Raw genomic sequence first — 25,306 nt, forward strand, 5'->3', positions numbered from 1 at the left:
CACTAATTGGCAGCTATTTATACACATGTCTATATTTTTAATTACGATTTCGTTCCACTAATGTATGAATCTAGATGCTTTATGGTATCTTTTTGTACCTCTATAATCGATATAACGACATCACCTATCGAAATAATACCGATAACAACATTATTTTCTACAACTGGTAAATGTCTAACTCTCTTTGTAGTCATTAATTCCATACAATACTCTAAGTTATCAGTTGGTTTGACAGTGATTATATTAGTCGCCATAATCTCATGCACCAAAGTTTCTTTTGAAGATTTGTCTTTTAAAACAATTTTCCTAGCATAATCTCTTTCAGATAAAACACCTTTCAATGCTGAATCTTCAATTACCAAGACTGCACCAATATTTTTTTCGCCCATCACTTTTATGGCGTCATATACCGTGATCGTTGAAACTATTGAATATACTTCGTTCCCTTTTGAGCTTAATATTTGATTTACAGTCATCTTTAATAAATTAGGTTGACTATAAAGTTAAAAAAAATATCATAGAAACTACAAATATCATTAAAAAAATAACGGTCAAAACAAATCTTCTGGAGGAGTCAACTTATTGATTTCCTGCTTTAAATTATCATTTAAGACCTCTAATCCATATTGATAGGATGCATTTACCCAACCAAATCCCTCCTTAGAAATATAATCAAATTCAGTCCCCACATTTCCGTACTCAGCAAAAACTTTATGAGAGCTAGTTTCGAGGTCGAATTTCTCGGGAATAGTTCCATTGTAATCAACCGCATTCTTTGTAATTAACCAAAGCCATCTATAAATCATTTCTTGCGCTTTTTCAATATATCCATACTTGAGCAAACCTTCCCACAAAAGCATTTGATGAGGAGCCCAGCCAAAAGGATAATCCCATTGTCTTTGTGGTGCATCTTCAGGAAAATTAGCATTACTCGCTTTTGTACTTCCCGTAATCCCACCAGATTTAATAAATTGAGGAAGCGCAATCTCCACTAATTTTTTTGCCTGATGTTCACTACAGATTCCAGCCCATAAAGGAAAAAATGTAGTAGCAGCCTCAAATGGAAATTGTTTTTCATTTACATAGTCATAGTCAAAATACATGCTTGACTCTTCATTCCAACACAACTCATTCATCTTTTGCTTTCTGAAATTTGCTTTCTGATCCCAATCTTCGGAAGTATAAAGAAAATCAGCCGATTGGAAACTATTATTGAAATATTCCTTGATAAGATAAGCAATGTCTTTTTCATATTTATACAGAAAACTATTTACATCAACAGAATTCAGATTTGCGCAGGTATTTATCAATCTATTTGTAGTATCATGTCCACTTTCGCGTAAGCTTCTATCGTGAACGAAATATTCATCAAGTTCTGGGTCAACTAAGGTCCTATTCAGATATTGCTTTTCAAATTCTCTTATAGGTAAGTTGTACTTTTCCGCATACGGTCCTAAAACATCATCAAAATGTCCGGGCTCTACCTCAAAAGGCATTCCCACACCATCTGACTTATAACGATTTAAACCCGTAGTAGTCAATCGTTTTCCTTTCACCATCCAAACGCTATTGTATTCCAAAATAACCGTTTCTAAATGGCTTTTCAACCAATCTATATTAGGAGTTTCTTGTTTAACAATTTCGATTAACAAGGATGAGTACAACGGTGGTTGTGTCCTGGTCAAGTAGTAACTCCTATTAGCATTTAGTATTTTTCCGTAATGAATAATTTGATACTTAAAGTTCTCTGCTATAGCCTTAGCTTTGTCCAACTGTTTATCGATAATCAGTCCAACGCCAATGAAATAGCTGTCCCAGCCGTACATTTCATTAAATCTTCCGCCAGGAACCACAAAAGGAACACCTTGTAAACTGTATAATTTTTGTTCGAGTGCCAAAGCTAAAATACCCGGTTTAGTATTTAAAGTTTCGATATATTCATCAGAATAATGTTCTGGCAAAATTCCAACTTTAAAATTTTGCAATTCGTTTTCCAAATCCTGAAAATACTTCACTCCTTGTTTATCCTTAGCGGAAACATAAAGCGTCGGAATCTCATTTGAAGTTTTTTCATCCTCGAGAATTTGCATCAAACCCTTTTTATCAATTGTTCTGGTAAGCTCATTCCAATAATCTTCTCTGATCTTTCTTGAAATTCGTTCAACCGGCTCCTCATTTATACGACTTAAATCAACTTCACCCAGCTCCTTATTACTCTCTTTAAGCAAGGCTAATTCTTGTAGCAAATTAGCTAAATGATAGGTTCCTTCAATTATATTTTCGGCTTTAGTTTTTTCATCCACCAAAACAAATCTCTTAGGACCATTATCATCCTTAGTAATTTTCTTGTCTTGATCCGTATCTTCTTGAAGTAAAAGTTCGCGAAATACTTTGTTTATGTTTACTAATATTTTCATTATTTTGAAGTTAGTTTTTTTAATATAAAGAAAGAAACAAGTAATAAGGACATGGGAATCAACGTGTAATAAAACGCATTTTCAGGCCCTTCGTTTTTAAACAGATACCCTATAACTCTCGACCCTATTGTCCCACCAAGAGCAGAAAAAACGACAATTAAACCCGTCATCGAGCTGTGTAATTTTTTAGGCAAGGCACTTAACACCACCGAATTTAAGAGAGGATATATTGGCGCTATAAACAATCCAACTAATGGAAATGCAAACCCTATTAAAGGAATATCGCCTAGTGAATTAATTTCCTTGACATCTAGACCAACAGTTTTAGGAAGTACAAAAATCACTAGTAACATTGCCATAATAATACAAAAACTCAGTACCCATATCCAATTTATTGTTTTAGTAATCACACCGGCAAGAAGCCTCCCAACAGCTAACGAAATTGCCAGAATACTCGCCATCATAATGCTGATATTCTCTGGCAAATGCAACACCTTGTCATTAAAAGTAGGCAACCAAGTCATAATCCCCTGTTCGATCATTACAAATAGAAACGCACTAATCACAAAAACAATCGTCAATAGTTTAGCAAATAGTTTGAACATTTGCTTAAAATCATCCACTAAATCTATCCCAGGAATTTCCGTTTGATTTTCAAACTTAGTAAAAAACAGGAATCCAAATGATAGTAATGAAATTCCGGCTAAGAGCCAATATACGTTTAACCATGCATCAGGATCAGTTTCTGAATTAAAGGCTGGAAATAAAAAGTAAGCCAAAGCGATACCAATCATGAACACCCCTTCTATACTACTCATCAAACTATTGTGTTCTTTTTGATTTTCTGTTACGGTCCCAATAAGAGAATAAACAGATACCTTAATCAATGCAAACGAAACTCCAACCGTAGCAAAAAGTAATTTTGCTGTGTCAAATGAATTTCCAAAATACATACTAATACAAGCAACTGAGACCAAACCTAGCCCTATAAGCATTGCTCGTTTATAGCCTATTCTTGGCAAAAAAGATGCGATTAGAAAAGACACAATCGCAATTGGCAAGTCCTTGAAAGCCTCTAAAATACTGGCTTGCAATTCATCAACCCCGTAATTTTTCTGGGATTTTAGTATTACAATTCCAACGCTATTAAGCAGAATTGCAAAGACAAAATAATTCAGATACATTGCTAATTTGACAGTGTTTTTCTTCATTTCTTATTGGTGTTTGCTTTTAATGACTTATTAATCAATATTTAAATATTCCTGAAAATTAATATCCTCAGGTAACCTACCCACATTTCGCAGTTTTAATACTGCTAATTTTTGGGCGATTGTAATTGTTTCCTCTAAATTTTTATTTAACAATTGGGCATATAAAAAACCAGTCCAAAATGCATCACCAGCACCAGTAGTATCCTTTATATCATCAACATGCATTGCCTTTTGATGAAACATTCCATACTCTAAACTTGACAAAACCACACCGTCTTTTCCTTTTGTCAAACATATTGTTGAGGCACCCAGTCCATGAAAGTATTCGAAAATAAAATCTTCTGTTTTTGCTTCCGCAAAAAGCCTATAGCAGTCATCTTCACTAAGTTTAACAAATGGATCTGTTGATAAATAATCTTTCAACACCTCTTTAGCTTCTTCCCTATTTGGCCAAATCCTTTCCGAAAAATTAATATCGATACTTGTTTGTAATCCTAATGCTTTCGCTTTTTTGGCACTATCCAAGATCGTCGTTCTAGCCGGATTTTTGCTCAAGGCAAAACAGGTAGTGTGAAAAATTTTAGATTTTTCCAATAATTCTTCCGGAATTTGACTTTGTTCAATTTGACAATCTGCCTCTCTAAAGGCTATAAAATCAGGTGTACTTGTTGATTTTGATACTAATATTATAGAAGTGGGCTCCATGTCTGATTTCCTTACATACGAAGTAATCACATCATTTTTATTTAATTTTCGGACAATATAGTCTCCCAAACCGTCCTGACCACAAGTAGCCACTAGTGCCGATTTCAATCCTAATCTTGCGGCATTTACGGCAACATTTGTAGGGGAACCTCCTAGGAAGCGATGGTAATCTTTCGTTCTTGTTATCGAAGTGTTGACTTCGTGCCCTATAAAATCAATTAACACTTCTCCTGCACAAATAATATCTATTGCTTTTTCCACTTTATACTAAAAATTTAAAGTTACTGTTTATACTTTGATGCAACATTATCGCAGCTGCTGCACTCCATGCACAAAAAGGCACTCCGTTTGGCTGCTTGGTTTGGCTATTGAAGTTTTCATAAAAACTATAATTCTCAACTGCGTTTGCCTCATTTATTGATTCTAAAACTTCTGATGCTTCTTGTCTTCTATCTTTTGACAACAATCCCAATCCATAAAAACCGTTGACCATAGACCAACTTCCACCGTTATGAAATTCATTCGGATAGTTCCTGAACTCGTATTTGCAATTATTTTTAAGTAAGTTCCAATCGATATCAGTTTCCTCAATTGGTGGCCAAAATGCAGGTAGCAAACGTAATGGTCGTTCGTTTTTAAGTGCAATTGAATAGTGCACAATTGCATTTTGAAATTCTGCCGAACCAATATTCAAATACAAAGCCAATGAATTAGCAAATGCATCAAACTGGGTTTTGTAACCAGCCGGAGAAAAAGAGCAAGGCATAAAATTATCCATGCTTATTTCTTTATACGCTCTTTCATGGTACTTTTCACCTACGGAATTCGGAGTGAAATTAATTTCAATTTGCTCAGTAACTTTTTCAATTTTAATTGAGATTGATTTGTCATTAACAAAATGGTTATAACTTTTTAAAGCCCAAACACGCAGTAACTGATCATATAAAACATAGCCATCAGTAATATATTCATCAGCCCAGTTTCCTGATAATGGTACATATAAAAGTCCTTTATTGTTGAATTCCCAAGCTTCTAAAAGTTGTAGGCATTTTTGAATATTTCCTTGGTGTTCTTTCACAAAGGAGGGATCTTTTATATAAAAAGCATATTGACAAATCCCAATAATAAACCAAGTTACGGCATCTACTCTACCTGCTAATCCACCATAACTAACTTCAACAACATCTCCGTTTGTCATAACATTTGACGGAATAGTTCCATTTTCATGCTGATTATTTGCTAATGTCTCTAATGTAAGTCTGAAAGTAGTAATCAATTCCTCATCGCCTGACGCTAATGCCGCCAATCCACAGATTACGCCATCACGAGCCCAAACTCTTTTGTAATTTGAAATGTCTTGAGCACTTGCTAAAAAACCTTCAGAAGAAGATGCTCTTTGCAGTAATTCAATCGCTTTTCTATAATTTAAATCATTCACTTGCTTCTGCTTTTTTTGTTTTAATAAATAAGGTACACACTGCGCTAATAATCAATAAAACACCGGCAAAACTAATTGCTAATCGAGGGTCGTTGTTTAAAAAGTTCTTGAGTATGTATCCAAAGGTGATGGTTTGAATAAACATAGGAATTACAATCATCATATTGATTATTCCCATATAAACCCCATAACGTTCTTTTGGTATGTTGTTAATAACCATTAAATAGGGAATCCCCATCATACTTGCCCATCCAATTCCAAAACCAGTAATTGCAGGAAATAATAGGTATTTATTTTCAATATGCGGAAATATTAAAAAACCAATTGCCGCTAACAATAGACAGCTAAAGTGAACCATTTTTGGCGAATATTTCCTTGCAAAATAAACCAATCCGAAGGCGCATAAAAATGTTACTATATTATACCAACCGTTGACTAAGCCAGTCCAACTTACAGCTTCAGCATATAACTTCATGTCTTTTTGAGGAGTTGTGTTCCAAACTGACAACGCGATACTTTTTGATGAATTTTGCCAGTAACAAAACAGCGCATACCATTGAAATAAATAAACTAATGCCAGTTGCCACATTACTTTTGGCATATCCTTTATTGCCGAAAATATATCGGTAAACGGTGTGAAAATACCTAGTGGCTCTTCTTTTATTTTTCTCAGTTCTTCTTCAGTAGGTGGGATTTCTTTAGTAGTATGTGAGCTCCACCAAACAGACCCTATGGAACAAACAGCTCCAAGGAAGAATGAGGCGAAAACCCAGGTAGGTAGTCTTCCAGTTGTCCCGACAAAAATTAGCGGAAAGATAAATAGTGAAACATTGGCTAACGTTTGTCCAAATCCTGTGAAGAAACTTTGAGCCTGAAATCCTGTCGGTTGTTGAGCTGGTTCTAGTGTATCTGCAATGAACGCTCTATAAGGCTCCATCGCAGTATTGTTTCCTGCATCGAGTACCCAAAGAAGACCTGCCGCCATCCATAACGAACTACTGAAAGGAAAAAGAAATAAAGCGATGCTGCAAAGAATTGCACCAATAAAAAAATAAGGCTTTCGTCGACCGCCAAATTTTGGCAACCAAGTTTTATCACTCATTGCACCAATAATGGGCTGAATCAACAATCCGGTCAATGGACCTGCAAGATTTAATATAGGCAACTGGTCTGGACTGGCACCAAGAAAATCATAAATTGGATTAACAGCACTCTGTTGTAATCCAAAACTATATTGAATTCCAAAAAAACCAACATTCATATTAATTATCTGCCAAAAACTAAGCTTTAATTTCATTGGATTCCTCTATAAATTAATTATTTCGTAATATTTATGATTATTTTAAATAAAATTAATTTTAATATTGATAATTTATTGCATTATAAAAACAAAAACGTTTTCGGAAGTACCGAAAACGTTTTCGAATTCTTAAAATAATCTTAATTTATCAGTTATTCCATCATTCAAAAGGCATGACTATTTTAGTTTCCCAAGTAAGTTCATCACCTCCATTAAAAGGATTTGCCAAAAAGTGTTCGAGTGGTTTGTTCGTTAATTTAATATCATTCCTTTTGGCATAGTCCAATAAAGCAAACCATGCTCTATCAGATGTCCTAAAATTCCCAAAATAGCTTGCTTGCAAACCTTTAACAGCTGGTATAGTTTTGAATTTTACGATATCATTTTCTATCAAATCGGTATTCTTATCAATGGGAAAACAATAATTAAAATCTAGAGTTTCTTTATCTAGATTCCAGTCTTGGATTTCTACATAAGGCTTTCCAACGATTTTAATATTATTTTGCTGTAAGAAGCCTGTAATAATGGCATCGTTCCTAATCATTGTTTGCGCTTTTTCTTGTAATACGCTTTTTAAACTGAGATAAGCAACAAAGACTTCCTCTGAAGTTCCTTCGCCATCTATCTTAATTTTAAAATTTTCAGCATGTTTATTTAATCCATTCCTAAAATCAGTTATCTTATGTATTTGCAACTTTTTAAAACTAGTGCTAAAAAAAGGGGCCGTTAACCTGTTGTAAATACTATTGCTAATATCCTTTACTCCAACATTGACATTAGTAACAGAATCATTTATAGAATTAATATCCCATGTATATTCCATTGTAATTTTACCATTCTTCATTTCCTGCTTTATATAGTTGAAATTCTTTTTTTCAAGAATGACATAATTTTCATTATTACTACTTAAGCGAGATGTAGACCATTCATTAATTCCCTGAAAAACAGTCCCTGTAGAAGTTTTTACTTTAAATGAAATACAATAATCACTTTCTTTCACAAAAAGATACCAGACCAAGAAAAGAGAAGAAACAAAAACAAGACTAACAATTATAATTTTCTTTGTTTTCATTTATTTAGTCATTTTCAATTTGTTCACTACAAAATCACCTATTTCTTTCCCTTGTACAATTCCATTTTCGATTGCTGCTCTATAATGTATTCCACCATAAAATCGACTCATAGCAGCCTCTTTTGAAGCTTCATTAAAAGATTTAAATGACCTATTTGGCAAACCAAATTGCAATTCTGAATCATCAACATAAGAGAAGTTATCTCCAAAAATTGCCGTCAGGATATTAGCAGAAACAGTCGAAACTACAGAGTGCCCACTTGTATATTCAGGAAATGGTGGCGTTTGTAACGCTGGTTTCCAGTTTTCATCAATATGCTGATTGATTACTGTTTCAGGTCGAATGACATTGCTTCTGTATTTTTCATCCCAACAGCTGATAAAAGCTTCAAACATTCCGATTGATGTTTCGGTATAGGCATAAACCATTTTCTCGAAATTAGCATCCGATTTTTTACATGCAATTTTCACGATTCCCATCCAATGTGCTCCTGGAGAAATCTTCTTTTTAGCAAACATCATATGACCTTGAGTCACTGAAACGAAAGGATTACAGTCCCAAAATTGCGCCATTTTTACCTCTTCACAGTCATCTCCTTTTTCTTTCATTTTTAAACTAATATCATACACTTCCTGAACTTCTTTAAAAAAGGCCGATTTCTTATCTAATGAAAAAGGTAGTGCTGGTACTGGCTTAAATTGAGAAGCAGAGTCCAGTACTAATGTTCTGATTTCACTCCAATGAGGCTCAATTCCATCCATATAAGATGGTGGCGTTGGCTGCCATCTTCCTGGTTGGTCTGCATAGACAGAAAATTTTGACATCGTACGAGTTTCCTTGTAATTGTCTTTATCCATCCATTTTTTTATATGGTCCGCTACTTTAAGACCATACTCTTTAGAAACCAGGAACTCTTTTTCATTCTCTTCACCCCATTTTTGGTAAAGACTGTCTCTAAATGTCTCTACCATTTCTTCTGAAAAAACAAGTTGTTTACTAACATCCATGTGCGCAACCAAGGCGGCCACTTCAATATTAACACCTGCCTTTGGATCTAATTTAGGAATTGGCCCAAGTCCCTTCAATTGATTTTCAAGGCTCTTATATGTTTTACTATTTTGCGCAACTATTTCATAAGCCGCAATGTTTGGGTATACAAATATCCTACTTGCAACTGGAGGTGAAAATATGTCGTGAATCATAATTTGGGTCACGTTCTCTATTGCTGCATGATACTCATCTGGGCTTACTACAATCGATTTGTCTTTTTTACATGAAATGAAAAGAAGGCAAACTGCTGCAATAATAAAAAAATTAGTTTTCATTTTATTCTGTATTTAATTTGAGGGTAAAATCTATTCTGATTATATCATTTTTTATTTATCCGCTGGCATTTCATATACCTCAGCTTTACCATTATTGACGCTCACCAATAGGTATTTTTTTCCGTTGAAATTTATAATATCCAAGTGTCTTACTGCTTTTCCAGTCAAATCAATTCCTATCTTACTACCCAAGACTATTGCCTTTTGGCTTTTTATTAAAGCTCCAGAAAACCCGTCAAATCTACTGTGATATGGAGAAACCCCAAAATAATTTCCAGCAGCAAAAACAGATTCCTGCTTTTCGGAATCAAAATTAGATTTGACAAAACAGTTGATTGGCGCCACTTGCAAGGCATTCGAAAATGGAACAAAAGTAAATTTACCGTTCTGATTTTTCAAATAGCCCGATTTTAGATTGTGCACTTCAAACAATTTTGCTTTTGAAAGCATTTGAGGACTAAACACTTCTTCCACGGTTTTTCCCGCGAACAATTTATAGGAATGAAATTTCTTTTTGATCATGCCACTGAACTGTTCTGCAAGATCATCCATTCCTGAAATTGGATAATAACTACCTGCTTTTTCTGTGGCAACTATTGTTTCAAAAGAACCATTGGCATCAAAATCATCATAAAACATTTTCATAGGAAATTCTTGAGAAGCTTTGAATTTAGAATTCAGACCCCAATTTCCAACCAAGTAATCCAAATCTCCATCATTATCGATGTCAAAAGCTATGATTGCCTGCCATAATCCATTGTTATTTTCTGGAAAAACGGTTTTAGTTACATCGACAAACTTACCATTAGTATTTGCGAAAAAAGTTGGTTTCATCCACTCTCCTATAACAATCAAATCTATTTTTCCGTCTCTATTGAAATCAGTAAACACAGCATCTGTAACCATTCCTATTTTAGAAAAAGTTTTACCTTCGACCTTTGTAAATACCCCTTTATTATTATTCAATAAATAACAATCAGGCATACTTCCAAATCTATTGTTTATAGAATTATTCCCAATAAAAATATCTAAATCTCCATCATTGTCGTAATCAAATGTTTTTACAAATGAGGCATTCTGAGATAGCTCCATCAAGCTTGATTTAGACAATTCCTTATTCAAGGAAACAAACAAACGATCCTGTAAATTAGATGCGTTTTCACCACCTCCTGAAGCCACAAATAAATCGTTTACTTTATCATTATTGAAATCCCCAATTACGGCAGAAGCATCTTCATAAATAGAATCTCCTTCGACTTCACTATAGGACTTTTTTGAAAAACCTTTTGTACTTTGAATGTAAATTGCTGCTTTCTTATTTTTGGCTCCGCCAAAGAAAAGATCCTCTTTCCCATCCCCATTGAGATCTCCAATTGCTGTAGCTGGACCGCGATCAGAACGTTGATAAGGAATTAATTTTTGTGCTAAAAAATCAATATAATCATTTTCCTGATGTGTAAAATCGATTCCAAGATTACCTTCAACCTTATTAAAAACAATAGAACTCGATGGCTGTAATTTTCGATAATCAAAAACTTTTCTGTTCTTAGACGCCTTAACAATCAACGTCTGATTTGTTTTTATGTTTTTAATTGTTTGATAGGTTTTATCTGGCCAGATTACCACTAAAGAATCAATTGAGGGTGCCTTTCCATAACCAAAATGAATAATTGGTTCTGAGGAAGATTGAAAGCCTCTTGTTGTTTGTAGTTCCTTAAACTGCCTTTTCCCTTTAGAATATGAAATTACTTTAGCTCCTATACCAAAAGTATTTTTACCTACAAATTGCAGCTTTATTTTTAAATAATTAGAAGCTGTATCCGTTCTGTTTATATATAGTGATGCAATACTGTTTAAATTATTGGTAATAACATCCAGATCCCCATCGTTATCAAGATCTGCATAACCGCTCCCATTTGAAATTATGGAATCATTCTCAATCCAATCTTTTGATTTGTTTTTGAATTCTAAACTTGCCGAACCCTTAAAAAAGTAGTTCGTAATATGTCCGCTTGGCATTTTCAACAAAGCCTCTTTATCCAATAATTTTGTTGATGTTATTTTACTTTTTATCTTATCATTAGAATAATATTTAACGTAATCCAAATCATTGGGACGTTTTGGGATTCCATTACCTACAAAAATATCTTGTTCTCCATCTTGATCATAATCGGCAAATAAGGCACTCCAACTCCAATCCGTAGCTGCAACACCATTTAGCAATGCTGTTTCGGTGAAATTTTTCCCTGCATTATTCAATTGTAACATATTTCTGGAAAACTGAAAATGATAGCCCAATTTTTCAGTTCTCATTTTAAGCATTTGTGCATTGTCATCTCCTAATGAAGTTTTCAACACCTTTTCATTTTCAGGAAGCATGTCAAGCGTTAGAATATCTGGGAATCCATCATGATTGATATCAGCCACATCTACTCCCATTGAAAACTTACTAGTATGCCCAAAATGCTTTTTCAAGCTTTCAGTGAAGGTTCCATCTCCATTATTTAAGTAATAATAATCATCTTCATGAAAATCATTTCCAACATAGATATCGGGATAACCATCTAAATTAAAATCAGAAACAGCTAGTCCTAGTCCGTACCCATTGGCACCGCCAAAAATTCCTGCTTGTTCACTTACGTCAACAAATTTGCCATTGTCATTTCGAAACAATTTATCCCCGCATTCGTAGCTTCTTTTATTTCTGACGTCAGCATTACCAAAGGATTCTTCAGAATGCACTGCATGATTTAACAAGTACATGTCTAAATCTCCGTCTAAATCATAATCAAAAAAAGCAGCCGAAGAACTGTAATTATCAAGATCTAACCCATATTCAGCAGCACTTTCTGTAAACGTATTGTTTTTATTATTAATGAATAACTCATTATGCCCTTCAAAGCCATTGATTCCTACCACTGCACAAACGTAGATATCTAAATAACCGTCACCATTTACATCTGCCATTACGGTTCCAGCGTTCCAATCACTTTGACCTTCCACTCCAGCTTTATCTGAAATATCTTCAAATTTATTTCCGCCTTTGTTAAGGTATAATTTATTTTTTCCTTGATTGGAGGTGAAATAAATATCAACTAATCCATCATTATTAATATCCCCTAATGACACTCCACCTCCATTGTAATAATAGAGATAATCTAGAATAGAGATGTTTTTCGACTCTATTAATTTGTTGTTGAACGTAATGTTACTTTTATTGGATGCTAATTTTTCAAATAAATGATTTTGCTTTTTAGAGCAACTTACAACTAGCAGTGAAACGAGTATTATTCGAAAAAAATTATTCATTGCTTTTAAATATTTTAGGACTGTTATCATTAATCACTGCAATTATTGAAACTGAATTATTCTTGCTTTTAATTGCCTGCAGATGTTTCACTTCCCCTTTCATGAAGAAACCAGATTTATTGTATGGAGTCCATGAGTATGTGCCATTTTTATTTCCTAAAAGCACACTTCCATAATTAGTATCCAGTCTTGAAAACTGAGGTTTAAATTCATATTCGTTTCCTCCCAATATTATATCTAGGATTCCATCATTATTGAGATCCGTTGTACAAATCGCATTTACAGAAGAGAATTGAACTTCCTTGGGTAACACTTTAATTTCAAATTGGCCATTCCCTTTATTAATTGCAATTACACTTTCCTGAATTGTTGCTTCCCTTTGAATCGTATTATCAACAACTTCCTTAGCAAATAATTCCTGAAAAGACTTTTTAGCATAGTCGGCATAACTCAAATTCTTCTTTTTGATCAATGGAATTTGCCTGGCTACGTCTTGCTTTAAATTCAAAGGCATATCTCTACCGCTTATGGAACGGGTCGCAATTTGTTCAATTGTTCCATTATTATCAAAATCATTTACAAATAATTTTAATGGATTAGCAGCTGAGGCTTTGTAGGTTGTATTTGTCCCTTTATTACCCAAGATTAAATCTTTTTTCCCGTCATTATTCAAGTCCACGCAACTAACCGCATTCCAAAACCCTGGATAATCCGTTATGTTAGATTTGAATACGGCTAATCTTCGACCTGTATTTTTAAATATTTGTGGTGCCATCCAGTCACCCACAACTATTAAATCTTTTTTGGAATCATTATCAATATCTTCCCATACCGCATCAGTAACCATTCCTACCTCATTTAGTTTGAACGCCACTTTTTCAATACTGTTTATAAAGTTTCCTTTTCCATCATTTTCCAGTAACAATTGTTTTGGGGTAATACCATAAACACCTGGCACGCTTCTACTACCAATAAAAACGTCTATATCACCATCATTATCAAAATCATATGGCGCTATTACTGAAACATTATTATTAGTTGTGGGAATATTACTTTTACTTTTTGTAAAAATTCCTTGTCCATTATTCAAATACAAGCGATTTTTATAATTGGCCTGATCTGCTTTTTCATTACCGCCAGAGCCTACTAATAAATCAATATCTCCATCATTATCAGCATCAAAAAAGCTAGCTGCAGTATCTTCAAAACTCGCATCTAAATTTAAATCCGTTTGATTTGTAATTGCAAAATTATCATTCCCGTTATTTAAATAAATTTTTCCAGAAGTGCCTTTTGCTCCACCTATGAAAATATCTTCCTTTCCATCTCCATTAATATCCGCAACTGCTAATGCTGGGCCTTCTTGTGATAATTCTTTTGAAATTAATCCTTCATGGTCAAAATCGATATAATTATTTTCTTTACTTGCTAAAAAGGAATTCTGTTTTTCTGTAAATAATGGTTTTGGCTTATCACTCTTTGGTACATAAATTAATTTGGCATCTTCAATATTCAAATTAAGTGTTGAGTTAGTAGTGATTTTTTTAATAATTTGAAATTTACTGTTTGGCCAAATCACTCTTAAAGAGTCAATTTTTTTGGTTCCAATACCAAATGTCATCACATAATCTATGGAAGACTGAAAACCTCTGGAAGGGATTAATTCCTGTCTGATAATTTCATCCTCAGAAAACAGTTCAACAACACTTCCTACCGCAAATTTGTTTTGGTTTTCTCCTTTAAGTTTTACTTTTATAAAATGATTCTTTTTATTTTTATCAGAATTATTTTGAAACACAAAAGCCTCCATATTTACATTGTTGACAATCAAATCTAAATCACCGTCATTGTCTAAATCACCGTATGCAGCTCCATTTGAAAAACTAGGCGTTCCTAATCCCCAATTATTAGCTTCATTTGTAAAGGTTAAATTCTTATTATTTTTATAAGCGTAGTTTGGGATTGCCGTACTTGGCATTTTGTTTATAATTTCTTTTATTTCTTCTTTCTTTCCCGTTACCACCATTTTTTGCATGAACTCATTGGCAAAGAAATCAACAAAATCTTGATTGGTCAAATCATGGTAAATTCCGTTGCACACATAGATATCTTTGTAACCGTCATTATCCATGTCAAACAGTAAAGCGCCCCAGCTCCAATCTGTTTTGGCCACACCAGCATAATTAGCAATTTCCATAAATTGGTTATTCCCATTATTAATTTGCAATGTGTTTTGCATGTATTGATTGAAAAAATCCAGATTTATCTTTCGAAGAAACAAATCATAATTTTCAAAATTGGTCGTGTTTTTTAAACGTTCGTCTGATTCAGGTAACATATCCGTTACAAATATATCAGCCTTACCATCATTGTTCACATCGGCCATATCAGCACCCATCGAAGATTGACTAATGTGAGATGCCCAGCCTTGTATTTGTTCGGTAAAGGTTCCGTTTTTATTGTTTATGTATAAATAATCCTTTTCGTAAAAATCATTAGATATATAAATATCTGGATATAAATCTCCATTTACATCTCCTACAGTAACCCCTAAACCAAAACCTATAAGACTTCCGTATATACCAGATTCTTTGCTGACATCAACAAACTTTCCGTTATCATTACGAAGTAATCTATCTCCTCCTCCTTTTAGAATATCAGCAACATCCCAATCTTTATCTCTTAACTCTCTTTTATTAGAATAATTAAGACTACTCACTGGTATAAAACTATTATTTAAAATATAAACATCTAAATCTCCATCTTTATCAAAGTCAAAAAATGCGGCATGAGTTGTTATTCCAGTATCGGCAAGATTGTAGTCATCTGCTTTTTCAGTAAAAGTCGCATTACCATTATTGATGAAAAGTTCATTTTTTTGATTGTCTCCTTTTATGTTTCCTGCATTACAAACATAAATATCCAATAATCCATCTCCATTGAGATCGACCATCACGACACCGGTTGACCAGGATTTAGAACCTTCAACTCCTGCTTTTTTAGAAATATCTTCAAATTTGAAATTCCCTTTATTTAAATATAATTTATTTGTACCAAGATTAGAAGTGAAATAAATATCGGAAAGTCCGTCATTATTGATATCTCCTATTGCAACACCGCCTCCATTATAAAAATTTCTATATTTAAATACATTCATATCTTCTCCATTCTTCACTTCATTAACAAAGTTAATTCCTGTTTGTGAAGCATCGAGTTTGGAAAATAATACGTTTTTGTTTTCTGTATTTTCTTTGGAGCAATTGGAAAAAAGTAGAATAAGAATTGGAAAAAATAAGTAACGATTAAGCATATTATGCGTAGTATTTGATTAGAAAAACCCAATAAATAGAGTTGTCTAATTTATATAATATTCATTGAATAAAATAAGGAATTGTGTTAATAAATAAAGAGGGTAATAAATACCCTCTCTATAACTAACTCAAAAAATAACAATTGAAAATAACTCTTAGTAACCTGGATTTTGTTTCAAATTAGCATTGAATAAAGCATCTGCTGGAATAGGAAACAAAGCATATTTATTATCAGAAACATAAGGTTTCAATTCTCTAGCTTGCAAGAATTTTCCAAAACGAATCATATCATTTCTTCTCCATCCTTCCCACCATAATTCTTTACCTCTTTCAAGATAAATTCCATCAAGGGTTGTAGGGAAAGCTGCTGGCTGCCCAGATCTTGATACAATTGCTGCCAATTTTACCACATCATTAGTACCTGCACCACCTCTGGCAATTGCTTCTGCTTTCATCATTAAAGCATCAGAATATCTCATAAATACATAATCATTGTCTGGAGCTCCTAAATTTTGAGAATCCGGAATGTATTTTTGACCTCTAACACCTGCAGATTCAAGTGTAGCACCGCTGGTAATTAGCGTCAATGCTTTAGTAAAAACAAGAGGTTGCCCGTCTGGATTTGCATCACTTTTTATTCTATCCAAAACTTTTACAGTTCCTCCTGGCTTATAAATTTGTCCTATTTGAAACCCTACCGGATTACCAAATGCTGTAATAATATCAGCATCGGCATTTTTAATACGTCTATCGTTTGGATTAAATTTATCATAGTACTCTGCTACTGTAGCGAAACCATTCCATCCATCAGGAGTTTGGTTGTAATGCATACCCATTCTCCAATGGAATTGAATTCCACCTCCAGCACCACCTCTAACGTTTACAGAAGAGAAGAGTATCTCATTAGAAGTATTGTTACCAGGCTTAAAGTTATCCCAATAATCAACTGCTAATGTACTATTTATAGCATCTACATTAGTTACTACCTTAGTCATATCGGCTGCATCAAAAGTATAAGGACCAGCAGCATCTGCCGCTTTAAAAACGCCTTTATTTAAATACAATTTTGCTAATAAAAAATGAGCTGCATCTGCATTCGCAACACTCGTATTACCAAGCGTTCTTGCAGGCAAAGAACCAACAACAGCTTCTAATTCGCTTATCACGAAATCAGTCGCTTCTATTCTTGTCCATACTTTTGGATCAGCTTCTAGTGAAGAACCAGCTTCTCTATAAGGCACTTGACCAAATAAATCAATTACATTATAGTAGTAAAATGCTCTTAAAAAACGAGCTTGAGCCACTTCGGCACCCGAGCCGTTTTCTATAACTAAGTTACAGTTATACACTTGAGACAACAAAGCATTCCATGCATTTCTTACCTCAACATGATCTGGAGCCCATGTATGCACGTGAATTTGTCTCCATGTTGCATTATCATCCCAGTCACCACCTCTTGTAGGTCCCACTAAAGCATCCGTTGACATTTCATCCAAGGCAAACATTTGCCCCTGGGTCTCAAAACCTCGTAAACCTTCATAAGAACTAGTTAATAATGAAGAGGTATTTACCGTTCCTCCTCCTGTGGAAGAAACAACTACTCCATCTAATACTTCTTCGTCTAGATTTGTACAACTTACTCCCAGTACAATTGTACTGGTTAATAAGATGCCTTTTATTATATTTATTCTTTTCATCGTTTTTTTAATTAAAATGTTACATTAAGACCGACAGATACACTTTTGTCTCTTGGATAAGATAAATACTCTATACCAGCTGAAGGTACTCCATTCAACTGTTTGTCAGTATCAACCTCTGGATCAGTTCCTGAATAGCTTGTAATTATAAATAAATTAGAAGCATTCACATAAAATCTAGCTGATTTAATTTTAAATCTATCCAATGAATTTCCTTTTACCGTATAACCAAGAGTAAGGTTACCCATTCTTAAGAAATCTCCTTTTTCAAGAAATTTTGTAGACGGTGAGTTTGGATCTCCTGCTGCTTGAGCAGATGTTGCCGCTTCCTCAGTTACGTTTCTACCACCAGTGAAAGCTCCTTTGAAGAAATAAGCATTAGTGGTATTGTTATATATATAATGTCCAAAAGCACCATAGAAAGAAGCACTAGCATCAAATCCTTTGAAGTTTAAACCTGTTGAGAAACCAACATTGATTTTTGGCAAAGGTTGTTTGTCTAATAATTTTTTTGCTGCAGTTCCTAAACCTGTATCGTTACCTGCCGCATCAGCATAAATAGAGTTCCCTGCTGAATCATACCCTCTCCATTCGTACATATAATAAGAATAGATTGGTTTGTCATTAGTAATTACTTGTGCATATGCACCTGATAAACCTTGACCATTCAATCCACCTGTAGAAATGAATCCCGCAAAATTTGTCATTTCATTTTTTAAGAAGGATGCATTCCCAGAAATATCCCAAGAAAGATTTTCACTATCTATAATTTTATAACTTAAAGCTACCTCAACCCCTTTATTGATTAAGTTACCAGGCAAATTCTTGAAACGTGGAGACGGAGGTCCCGGTTGCGTTGCCGCTGCTGGTACAGGGAAAATTAAATCTTTAGTATCTCTTTGGAAATAATCTAACGATCCTGTTAACCTATTATTAATCAATTCAAAGTCAGCTCCAACACCATATGATTTAGTAGTCTCCCATCTTAAATCAGCATTTGAATTACTATCTAAATTTAAAGAACCATTATTACCGTAAGACGCTCTTGCAATTGCAGAGTTTGGTGCAAATTCTTGATTACCTGTGATACCGTAGTTTCCTCTAAGTTTAAAGTCATTAACTAAACCTTCAGCATTATCAACCACTTTATAAGCTACACCAACAGAAGGAAAATAATCGTATTTATTATTTACTCCCAGTTTAGTAGACCCATCAGCACGTATAGTTCCCGTAACAATTAATTTTTTGAACAAAGTAGCGTTAACTCTTCCAAAATAAGATTGCAACTCAACTCTGTTTCTATATGAAGAAACTCTAAATTCATTTTGAAGACCACCTTCAATATTATCAATCAAATTAGTTTGTGAAGCATCATACCCAATACCAGATGATTGATTCCCATCTGCAGTATAGTCATAGTAAGAATATCCAACTAAGGCATCTAAATTAAAGTTGTCACTAATATCATTATTGTAATTCAATGTATGTTCAAATGTTTTATTGAATTTATTTTGATTGGCAATAGCAGCCTGACCGTATTTAGTAATTGTTGGGTCTGAATCACTAGCTTTAGGCACCACAGCCTGTGCAGTATTCAAAATTTGTATAGAAGGCAATAACTGTGTTTTTCTAGTCGATGTTGAACTTTCTATACCAAATAAAAATTGATATTTTAAGTGACTATTGATTTTCCAAGTAGTATTAATACTTCCTAATAATTTATTGGTATTAGTATAATCTTTATAAGCATCCAACAGTTGAACTGGATTCAAATAGGAAGTACTAATAACATTATAACTACCATCAGTATTATAAATTGGCAAAGTTGGATTCCAATACAAAGCTGTTCCAATTAAGTTACCAATATAACCTGCATTATTAGACAATAATGTAGTTTCATCTTTCAAAGAAGTATAGATAACTCTTGATTCTACTTTAAGAGCTCCTCCAAAGAATTCATTCGAATTGTAAAACGAAGCTGAATATTTATCTAAACCAGTGTTTTTTACAATACCATCCGTATTAGACGCACCAAATGACAATCTCGTATTTGAATTTTCACCTGTTTTACTAAATGACAAATCGTGGTTCATAGAAAACCCGTTTCTCAAAACTGCATCTTCCCAGTTATAAGACCTTGCCCCTTGATCGTCACCACCAGCAGCAGCAAACTGATCAGCACTCATCACACCAAAGTTCCCAGCTTTTTTACTAAAAGTTACAGAACTACTGTATGATAATTGTGGTTCGGCAGATTTTCCTTTTTTAGTAGTAATTACAATTACCCCATTAGCACCACGAGAACCATAAATCGCTGTAGAAGAAGCATCTTTCAATACACTTATACTTTCAATATCATTTTGATTGATAAAGTTCAACGGGTTTCTAGCAGAAGAAGACCCTAAATCTTGCGCTCCACTGTTAGACGTAAGTCCACCACCTGCTGATACATTCCCACCATCCAACGGTACCCCATCAATAACATATAGCGGTCCATTTCCAGAACGAATAGAAGAGTTTCCACGAACTCTCACTGAAATTCCTCCTCCTGGTTCCCCACTAGATTGTGTAACTTGTACACCTGCAACTTTACCTCTTAATAACTGTGCCGGCGAAGGTGCCGCTACATTATCAAAATCTTTAGCTCCAATTTGATCAACAGCACCAGTTGCGTCTTTTTTTCTAACTGTACCGTAACCGATTACAACTACTTCTCTTAACTCAGCAGAATCTTCTTTTAAGATAATATTCACTGTAGTTTTTCCAGCTACATTTACTTCTTGTTGTTTAAGACCAATGTAAGTGAAAACTAATACTGCATTAGCACCTACGTTTCTGATGGTAAACTTTCCATCGAAATCCGTTTGCGCTCCAATTGACGTTCCTTTAACTAATATCGAAGCCCCCGGAAGTGGACCACTGGCGTCAGATACTGTACCGGACACATCTTGCGAATAGGCCATACTTGTACAAAGTACCGTTAGAAACACCATCAAGCCCTTTAGTAGACTATTTTTCATACGTAATAAATAAGTTGGTTAATAATTTGTTTAATTGGTTTTGTTTAATTCATTTCAAACTTAGTCAAAATTTTATGAAAATTTTAAGAAACATACCAACTATAACGTTTTCGGAGTACCGAAAACGTTTTCGATTTTAAAATTAAAATGCTAAAAATTTAATACTATTATTATATAAAGTATAAAAAAAGTATAAAATTTTACCCATTTTGCTATTTTATTGCATTTTTAGAGCAAAACAGATTGCGTTTTTATTAAAAAAAGACCCTCGAAGCGAAAATCGTTGCTAATTACTTATTGTTTCTTTCTTTTTACTGATTATTCATCAATAACTATCAGTATGACCACCATCCTATTTACTAATAATAATTTTAAAAACTATTATTCTGAATAGATCTAACAATTGAAAACAAAAAAGCCTTAAGTAACCGTATTATTAATTTTCATAATACAGATACTTAAGGCAATAAATTGTGCAATAGTGGAAACAGTTTACTATTCTACGGTGATTGTTTTATTATCAACACCTAGTCCAATGATTTTTAGAGATTTCCACTCTTTGGGTAAAAGTCCTTTATTATATTTCAACCCCATATCAGTTTGTTCGACTCCACCAAAACCGTATATAACGGCTTGAAGCATGGCTCCCGCTCCTGTAGCAAAATAAGGATTATTACTATTTGCTGATTCAGAAAACACACCAAAAGGCGGTCGACTGTTGGGCATATACGATTTCACAAAATAGCTATAGGCTTTATCCTTATCACCCAAACGCGCATATAGAACTGATAGCACTCCAGACGCCATTGCCGGACCATCTTTAGGATCAATCTTTGCAGCATAATATTCTAAATCTTTTTCAATTTGTTTTTTATCCGTTATTACATTTAAAGGATATGCCAACAAATTCACATCTGCTTGCTTGATCATTTGACCTTCATATCCTTTATAATTTTGGGTAATACCGTTTTTAACATGGATAACTAAATTATCTGATACATCTACCCACTTAGTATCAATTGGCTCTCCTAGAATTGTTGCCGCTTTGATTGTATTCTTTAAAGATTCAATAGCTGATGCATTTGTAAATGCATTATCATCTACATGCTGTGCATATTCATCTGCTCCAACCACATTTAATATGGAATAACTACCGTCTTTATTTTTAAGCACTCTACTTACCCAGAAATCAGCAGTCTCTTTCAACACATTCCATTCTTTTCTTAACCAATTTTTATCTTGTGTATAAGCATAGTAGTTCCAAAAAGCAATCGAAACATCTGCCGTAATGTGTTGCTCAAAAATTCCTGTCAAGGCCCAAGTAGGCGTAGCTTCTTCACCAGTATCATCTGACTCCCAAGGGAACATTGCTCCTTTATACCCATAAACAGTCGCTTTTTGCTTCGCTTTCTGCAAACGATCGGATCTATAATCTAATGTTGACTTAGCCATATCAGGCTGTAAGGCTAAAAGTGTAGGATACATCCACAACTCAGAATCCCAAAAAATATGTCCATTATATCCTTGCGATGAAAGACCCATTGGAGCAATACTCTGCCTAGTTTCAGGACGTATATAAGAATACAAATTATACAAAGCAAATCGAACACGTTGTTGCGCATCTAAATCTCCTTCAATTTGAATATCTCCAGTTTTCCAAAGTTCAGCCCATGCTTGTTTGTGTTTGTCCAATAATTTATCAATCCCTTCTTGCAAAGCATAAATAGGTTGTCTTTCGGATTCGTTTAACGGGTCCGTAAAATCTTTAGAGGTACAAATACCACCTGCAATAGCAAACCTGTATTTCTTTCCTTTTAATAACTTTTTAGAAAAACCAACTTCGTCTCCCGTTTGTTTCAAGGTTTCGCTTTTCCCATCAAAAAGAAAGGTCGTTGAAGCCGAAACGGTATGTTTGCCAAATAATGTCTTTGCAGTTGTCCCAAAAACTGGCATCATATATTGATTGTCTTTTAAAACTCTAAATTGACTTTTTGCGTCCTTCAATTGATCTGGTACAATCATATAGTTATTTGCAACTATTTCAATATCTTTTTTTGGTGTAATCTCTACAATAGCCATAGCCGAATAGGGAATTGCCCTATTTGCCAAAATAGTATAGTCTACGGCAACCAAATCTTTAAAAGTAAACGAAGTAGTACTCGTTCCCTCCTTCATCGAAACCACTTGCTTCCAATTATCAATGTTGTCAGATTTAATCTCTTGATTGTTTATCGATAGATGAAGGTTCAAAAATTCAATTCCTCTAACTATTCTACTGATACCGTTTTCAGGACTGGCTTCATAAACACCATTAAGAATTATCTCTTTGGTTTTTAGCGGAGTGTCATCTGTAACAATTCCTATTTGGCCGTTTGCCATTGCTACGCCATAATAATTTTCTCTTGAATTAGCCGATAAATGCCATTCGTCTGATTTTGCTTGTCCAAAAACAACTGGACTCACTAAAATCAACAATAAAAAACTTTTTACACTTGAAATCATAGTATTTTTCATTTTTAATAAGTATCAAACTTATATAAATTATTACATAATAGTCAATCTATTTCTTAAAAAGTAAAACCGATAACGTTTTCGCTCTTTCGAAAACGTTATCGATTTAAAAAAAACTTAAAAAGTAAAAATAAAGATGCAAATTCATCAGTGTAAATTTAAATCAGCTTAGATGAAATATAAATTTCACCATAATTCCATATAAAATAAACCCTATAATTATGAAATTCGACATAATTCCAACAAACAGCGCAAAGTGGTGGAAAGAAGCCGTTGTTTACCAAATATATCCAAGAAGTTTTAAAGATAGTGACGGCGATGGCGTAGGAGACCTGAAAGGGATTATATCTAAACTGGATTATGTAAAAAGTCTGGGAGTAGATGCAGTTTGGCTTAACCCTATTTATGCTTCGCCAAATGATGACAATGGATACGACATCAGTAATTATCGGGAAATCATGTCAGATTTTGGCACCATGGAAGATTTCGATCTTCTATTACAGGAAATGCACAAACGAGGCATTAAATTAATCATGGATTTAGTAGTTAATCACAGTAGCGATGAGCATGAGTGGTTTAAACAATCTCGAAGTTCCAGAGACAATCCATATCGAAATTATTACCATTGGTGGCCAGCTGAAAAAGGGACTCCCCCATACCGATGGAGTTGGTTTGACGTAGATAGTAATGCCTGGAAGTACGACGCAACAACAGATTCCTATTATCTACACTATTTTTCAGAAAAACAGCCTGATTTGAATTGGGAAAATCCTACGTTAAGAAATGAAGTTTACGATATAATGAAGTTTTGGCTTGACAAAGGAATCGATGGCTTTAGAATGGATGCTTTCCAATTTATATCCAAAGACAATAACTTTCCCGAATTACCAACAGAAATACTAAATGAACCTATAGAAATCATGAAATATTATGGCGATGGCCCTCATTTACATGACTATATTCAAGAGATGAATAGGGAGGTTCTGAGTAAATACAATATTATGACGGTTGCTGAGGGAGCTGGAAGCTCACCTTCTGAGGCCATGAAATTCGTTGATCCAGACCGAAAAGAACTAGACATTGCTTATCATTTTGAAAGCGTAGAAATAGGAAATCATATTGCTGATTTTGGTCTTGTAAAATACAAAGACATATTTTCAAGATATGATACTGAATTCAAAGACAAAGGCTGGCTAGCTATATTTCTGGCTAATCATGATCAGCCTAGGATGGTGAGTAAATTTGGCAATGATTCTCCTGAGTTCAGAGAAATTTCATCAAAAATGCTTTCAACCTTTATATTAACTATGAGAGGAACCCCTTTTTATTATCAAGGTGACGAACTTGGAATGGTAAATCCACGATTTGATTCGATAAATGAGTACCAAGATATAGACACCCGTAACAAGTATATTAGTATAAAAAATAAAGGAGGAGATTTACAAGCTTTTCTAGAGGCGCAAAAACAAACTTCAAGAGAAAACAGCCGAACACCCTTTCAATGGAATTCTACTAAAAACTCGGGATTTACTTCCGGAAAACCATGGTTGAAACTGAATCCTAATTTTGAAACTATAAATGCCGAAATACAAGAGAAGAATCAAAATTCAGTATTAAACTATTTTAGAAAATTAGTCCAGTTACGCAAAGAAAATCTTACCCTCGTTTACGGAACTTATACGTTGCTAGACAGAGAAAACCCAAACGTTTATGCCTACACTAGAAGGCTAAATGACAAAAAAATATTGGTACTATTAAATTTCACTGATCAAACTGCTACCTATAATTTAAACTTCAAATTGGGAAAACATGAAGTACTATTGGACAATTATAATGATTTTGAGAAAGTTGAAAATTGCCAGCTACGTCCCTATGAAGCAATAATCATAGCATACTAATGCTTTTACGAAAAATATTTAATGTTTATTTCTTGACCATTTAACTTCAACGTTAAACCTAAACAGATTATTTAAAATGAATTACAATGAA

General features: G+C 34.0%; 14 protein-coding genes. 1 reads left to right on the forward strand and 13 read right to left on the reverse strand.

What is annotated here, in order from left to right:
- Positions 1 to 41: 41 nt before the first annotated feature.
- From BLV91_RS14340 to BLV91_RS14400, 13 genes are all read right to left on the reverse strand, one after another.
- Complete coding sequence (locus BLV91_RS14340) at positions 42 to 476, reverse strand: CBS domain-containing protein (protein ID WP_091434486.1); 435 nt, start codon at positions 474 to 476, stop codon at positions 42 to 44.
- Positions 477 to 551: 75 nt separating this feature from the next.
- On the reverse strand, positions 552 to 2,417 hold the full coding sequence (locus BLV91_RS14345) for a trehalase family glycosidase (RefSeq protein WP_091434488.1): 1,866 nt from the start codon (positions 2,415 to 2,417) through the stop codon (positions 552 to 554).
- Positions 2,417 to 3,628: an MFS transporter gene (locus BLV91_RS14350; protein WP_091434489.1), complete on the reverse strand. Its 1,212-nt coding sequence runs from the start codon at positions 3,626 to 3,628 to the stop codon at positions 2,417 to 2,419. The genes BLV91_RS14345 and BLV91_RS14350 overlap by 1 nt, the downstream gene beginning before the upstream one ends.
- A 30-nt stretch (positions 3,629 to 3,658) precedes the next feature.
- Positions 3,659 to 4,594: a carbohydrate kinase family protein gene (locus BLV91_RS14355; RefSeq protein WP_091434491.1), complete on the reverse strand. Its 936-nt coding sequence runs from the start codon at positions 4,592 to 4,594 to the stop codon at positions 3,659 to 3,661.
- Position 4,595: 1 nt separating this feature from the next.
- Complete coding sequence (locus tag BLV91_RS14360) at positions 4,596 to 5,771, reverse strand: glycoside hydrolase 100 family protein (protein ID WP_091434493.1); 1,176 nt, start codon at positions 5,769 to 5,771, stop codon at positions 4,596 to 4,598.
- Positions 5,764 to 7,068, reverse strand: coding sequence for an MFS transporter (locus BLV91_RS14365; protein WP_091434494.1), 1,305 nt, complete (start codon positions 7,066 to 7,068; stop codon positions 5,764 to 5,766). The genes BLV91_RS14360 and BLV91_RS14365 overlap by 8 nt, the downstream gene beginning before the upstream one ends.
- Before the next feature lie 163 nt (positions 7,069 to 7,231).
- On the reverse strand, positions 7,232 to 8,143 hold the full coding sequence (locus tag BLV91_RS14370) for a GyrI-like domain-containing protein (RefSeq protein WP_091434496.1): 912 nt from the start codon (positions 8,141 to 8,143) through the stop codon (positions 7,232 to 7,234).
- Positions 8,144 to 9,469, reverse strand: coding sequence for a vanadium-dependent haloperoxidase (locus BLV91_RS14375; RefSeq protein WP_091434498.1), 1,326 nt, complete (start codon positions 9,467 to 9,469; stop codon positions 8,144 to 8,146).
- Between the two features lie 51 nt (positions 9,470 to 9,520).
- Positions 9,521 to 12,778: a VCBS repeat-containing protein gene (locus BLV91_RS14380; RefSeq protein ID WP_091434552.1), complete on the reverse strand. Its 3,258-nt coding sequence runs from the start codon at positions 12,776 to 12,778 to the stop codon at positions 9,521 to 9,523.
- Complete coding sequence (locus tag BLV91_RS14385; RefSeq protein ID WP_091434500.1) at positions 12,771 to 16,088, reverse strand: VCBS repeat-containing protein; 3,318 nt, start codon at positions 16,086 to 16,088, stop codon at positions 12,771 to 12,773. Before BLV91_RS14385 ends, BLV91_RS14380 begins: the two co-directional genes overlap by 8 nt.
- A 156-nt stretch (positions 16,089 to 16,244) precedes the next feature.
- Positions 16,245 to 17,786 carry a RagB/SusD family nutrient uptake outer membrane protein gene (locus tag BLV91_RS14390; RefSeq protein WP_091434502.1) on the reverse strand — a complete coding sequence of 514 codons (1,542 nt, stop codon included), beginning with the start codon at positions 17,784 to 17,786 and terminating at the stop codon, positions 16,245 to 16,247.
- Positions 17,787 to 17,797: 11 nt separating this feature from the next.
- A complete protein-coding gene (locus tag BLV91_RS14395) occupies positions 17,798 to 20,806 on the reverse strand; it encodes a SusC/RagA family TonB-linked outer membrane protein (RefSeq protein WP_245709715.1) in 3,009 nt (1,002 codons plus the stop codon).
- Positions 20,807 to 21,301: 495 nt separating this feature from the next.
- Positions 21,302 to 23,320, reverse strand: coding sequence for a kojibiose hydrolase (locus BLV91_RS14400; RefSeq protein WP_245709716.1), 2,019 nt, complete (start codon positions 23,318 to 23,320; stop codon positions 21,302 to 21,304).
- A 218-nt stretch (positions 23,321 to 23,538) separates the two neighbouring features.
- Between BLV91_RS14400 and BLV91_RS14405 the strand changes: the two genes are divergently transcribed.
- A complete protein-coding gene (locus BLV91_RS14405) occupies positions 23,539 to 25,215 on the forward strand; it encodes a glycoside hydrolase family 13 protein (protein ID WP_091434507.1) in 1,677 nt (558 codons plus the stop codon).
- The last annotated feature ends 91 nt before the right edge of the window (positions 25,216 to 25,306 follow it).

Origin of the sequence: Flavobacterium degerlachei (genome assembly GCF_900106645.1) — a bacterium.
Taxonomy (GTDB): Bacteria; Bacteroidota; Bacteroidia; order Flavobacteriales; family Flavobacteriaceae; genus Flavobacterium; species Flavobacterium degerlachei.

What these genes read in the sequence shown, in the direction of transcription:
- BLV91_RS14340 (WP_091434486.1), bottom strand. Translation starts at nt 476, where the DNA reads ATGACTGTAAATCAAATATTAAGCTCAAAAGGGAACGAAGTATATTCA.
- BLV91_RS14345 (WP_091434488.1), bottom strand. Translation starts at nt 2,417, where the DNA reads ATGAAAATATTAGTAAACATAAACAAAGTATTTCGCGAACTTTTACTT.
- BLV91_RS14350 (WP_091434489.1), bottom strand. Translation starts at nt 3,628, where the DNA reads ATGAAGAAAAACACTGTCAAATTAGCAATGTATCTGAATTATTTTGTC.
- BLV91_RS14365 (WP_091434494.1), bottom strand. Translation starts at nt 7,068, where the DNA reads ATGAAATTAAAGCTTAGTTTTTGGCAGATAATTAATATGAATGTTGGT.
- BLV91_RS14370 (WP_091434496.1), bottom strand. Translation starts at nt 8,143, where the DNA reads ATGAAAACAAAGAAAATTATAATTGTTAGTCTTGTTTTTGTTTCTTCT.
- BLV91_RS14375 (WP_091434498.1), bottom strand. Translation starts at nt 9,469, where the DNA reads ATGAAAACTAATTTTTTTATTATTGCAGCAGTTTGCCTTCTTTTCATT.
- BLV91_RS14380 (WP_091434552.1), bottom strand. Translation starts at nt 12,778, where the DNA reads ATGAATAATTTTTTTCGAATAATACTCGTTTCACTGCTAGTTGTAAGT.
- BLV91_RS14385 (WP_091434500.1), bottom strand. Translation starts at nt 16,088, where the DNA reads ATGCTTAATCGTTACTTATTTTTTCCAATTCTTATTCTACTTTTTTCC.
- BLV91_RS14390 (WP_091434502.1), bottom strand. Translation starts at nt 17,786, where the DNA reads ATGAAAAGAATAAATATAATAAAAGGCATCTTATTAACCAGTACAATT.
- BLV91_RS14395 (WP_245709715.1), bottom strand. Translation starts at nt 20,806, where the DNA reads ATGAAAAATAGTCTACTAAAGGGCTTGATGGTGTTTCTAACGGTACTT.
- BLV91_RS14400 (WP_245709716.1), bottom strand. Translation starts at nt 23,320, where the DNA reads ATGAAAAATACTATGATTTCAAGTGTAAAAAGTTTTTTATTGTTGATT.
- BLV91_RS14405 (WP_091434507.1), top strand. Translation starts at nt 23,539, where the DNA reads ATGAAATTCGACATAATTCCAACAAACAGCGCAAAGTGGTGGAAAGAA.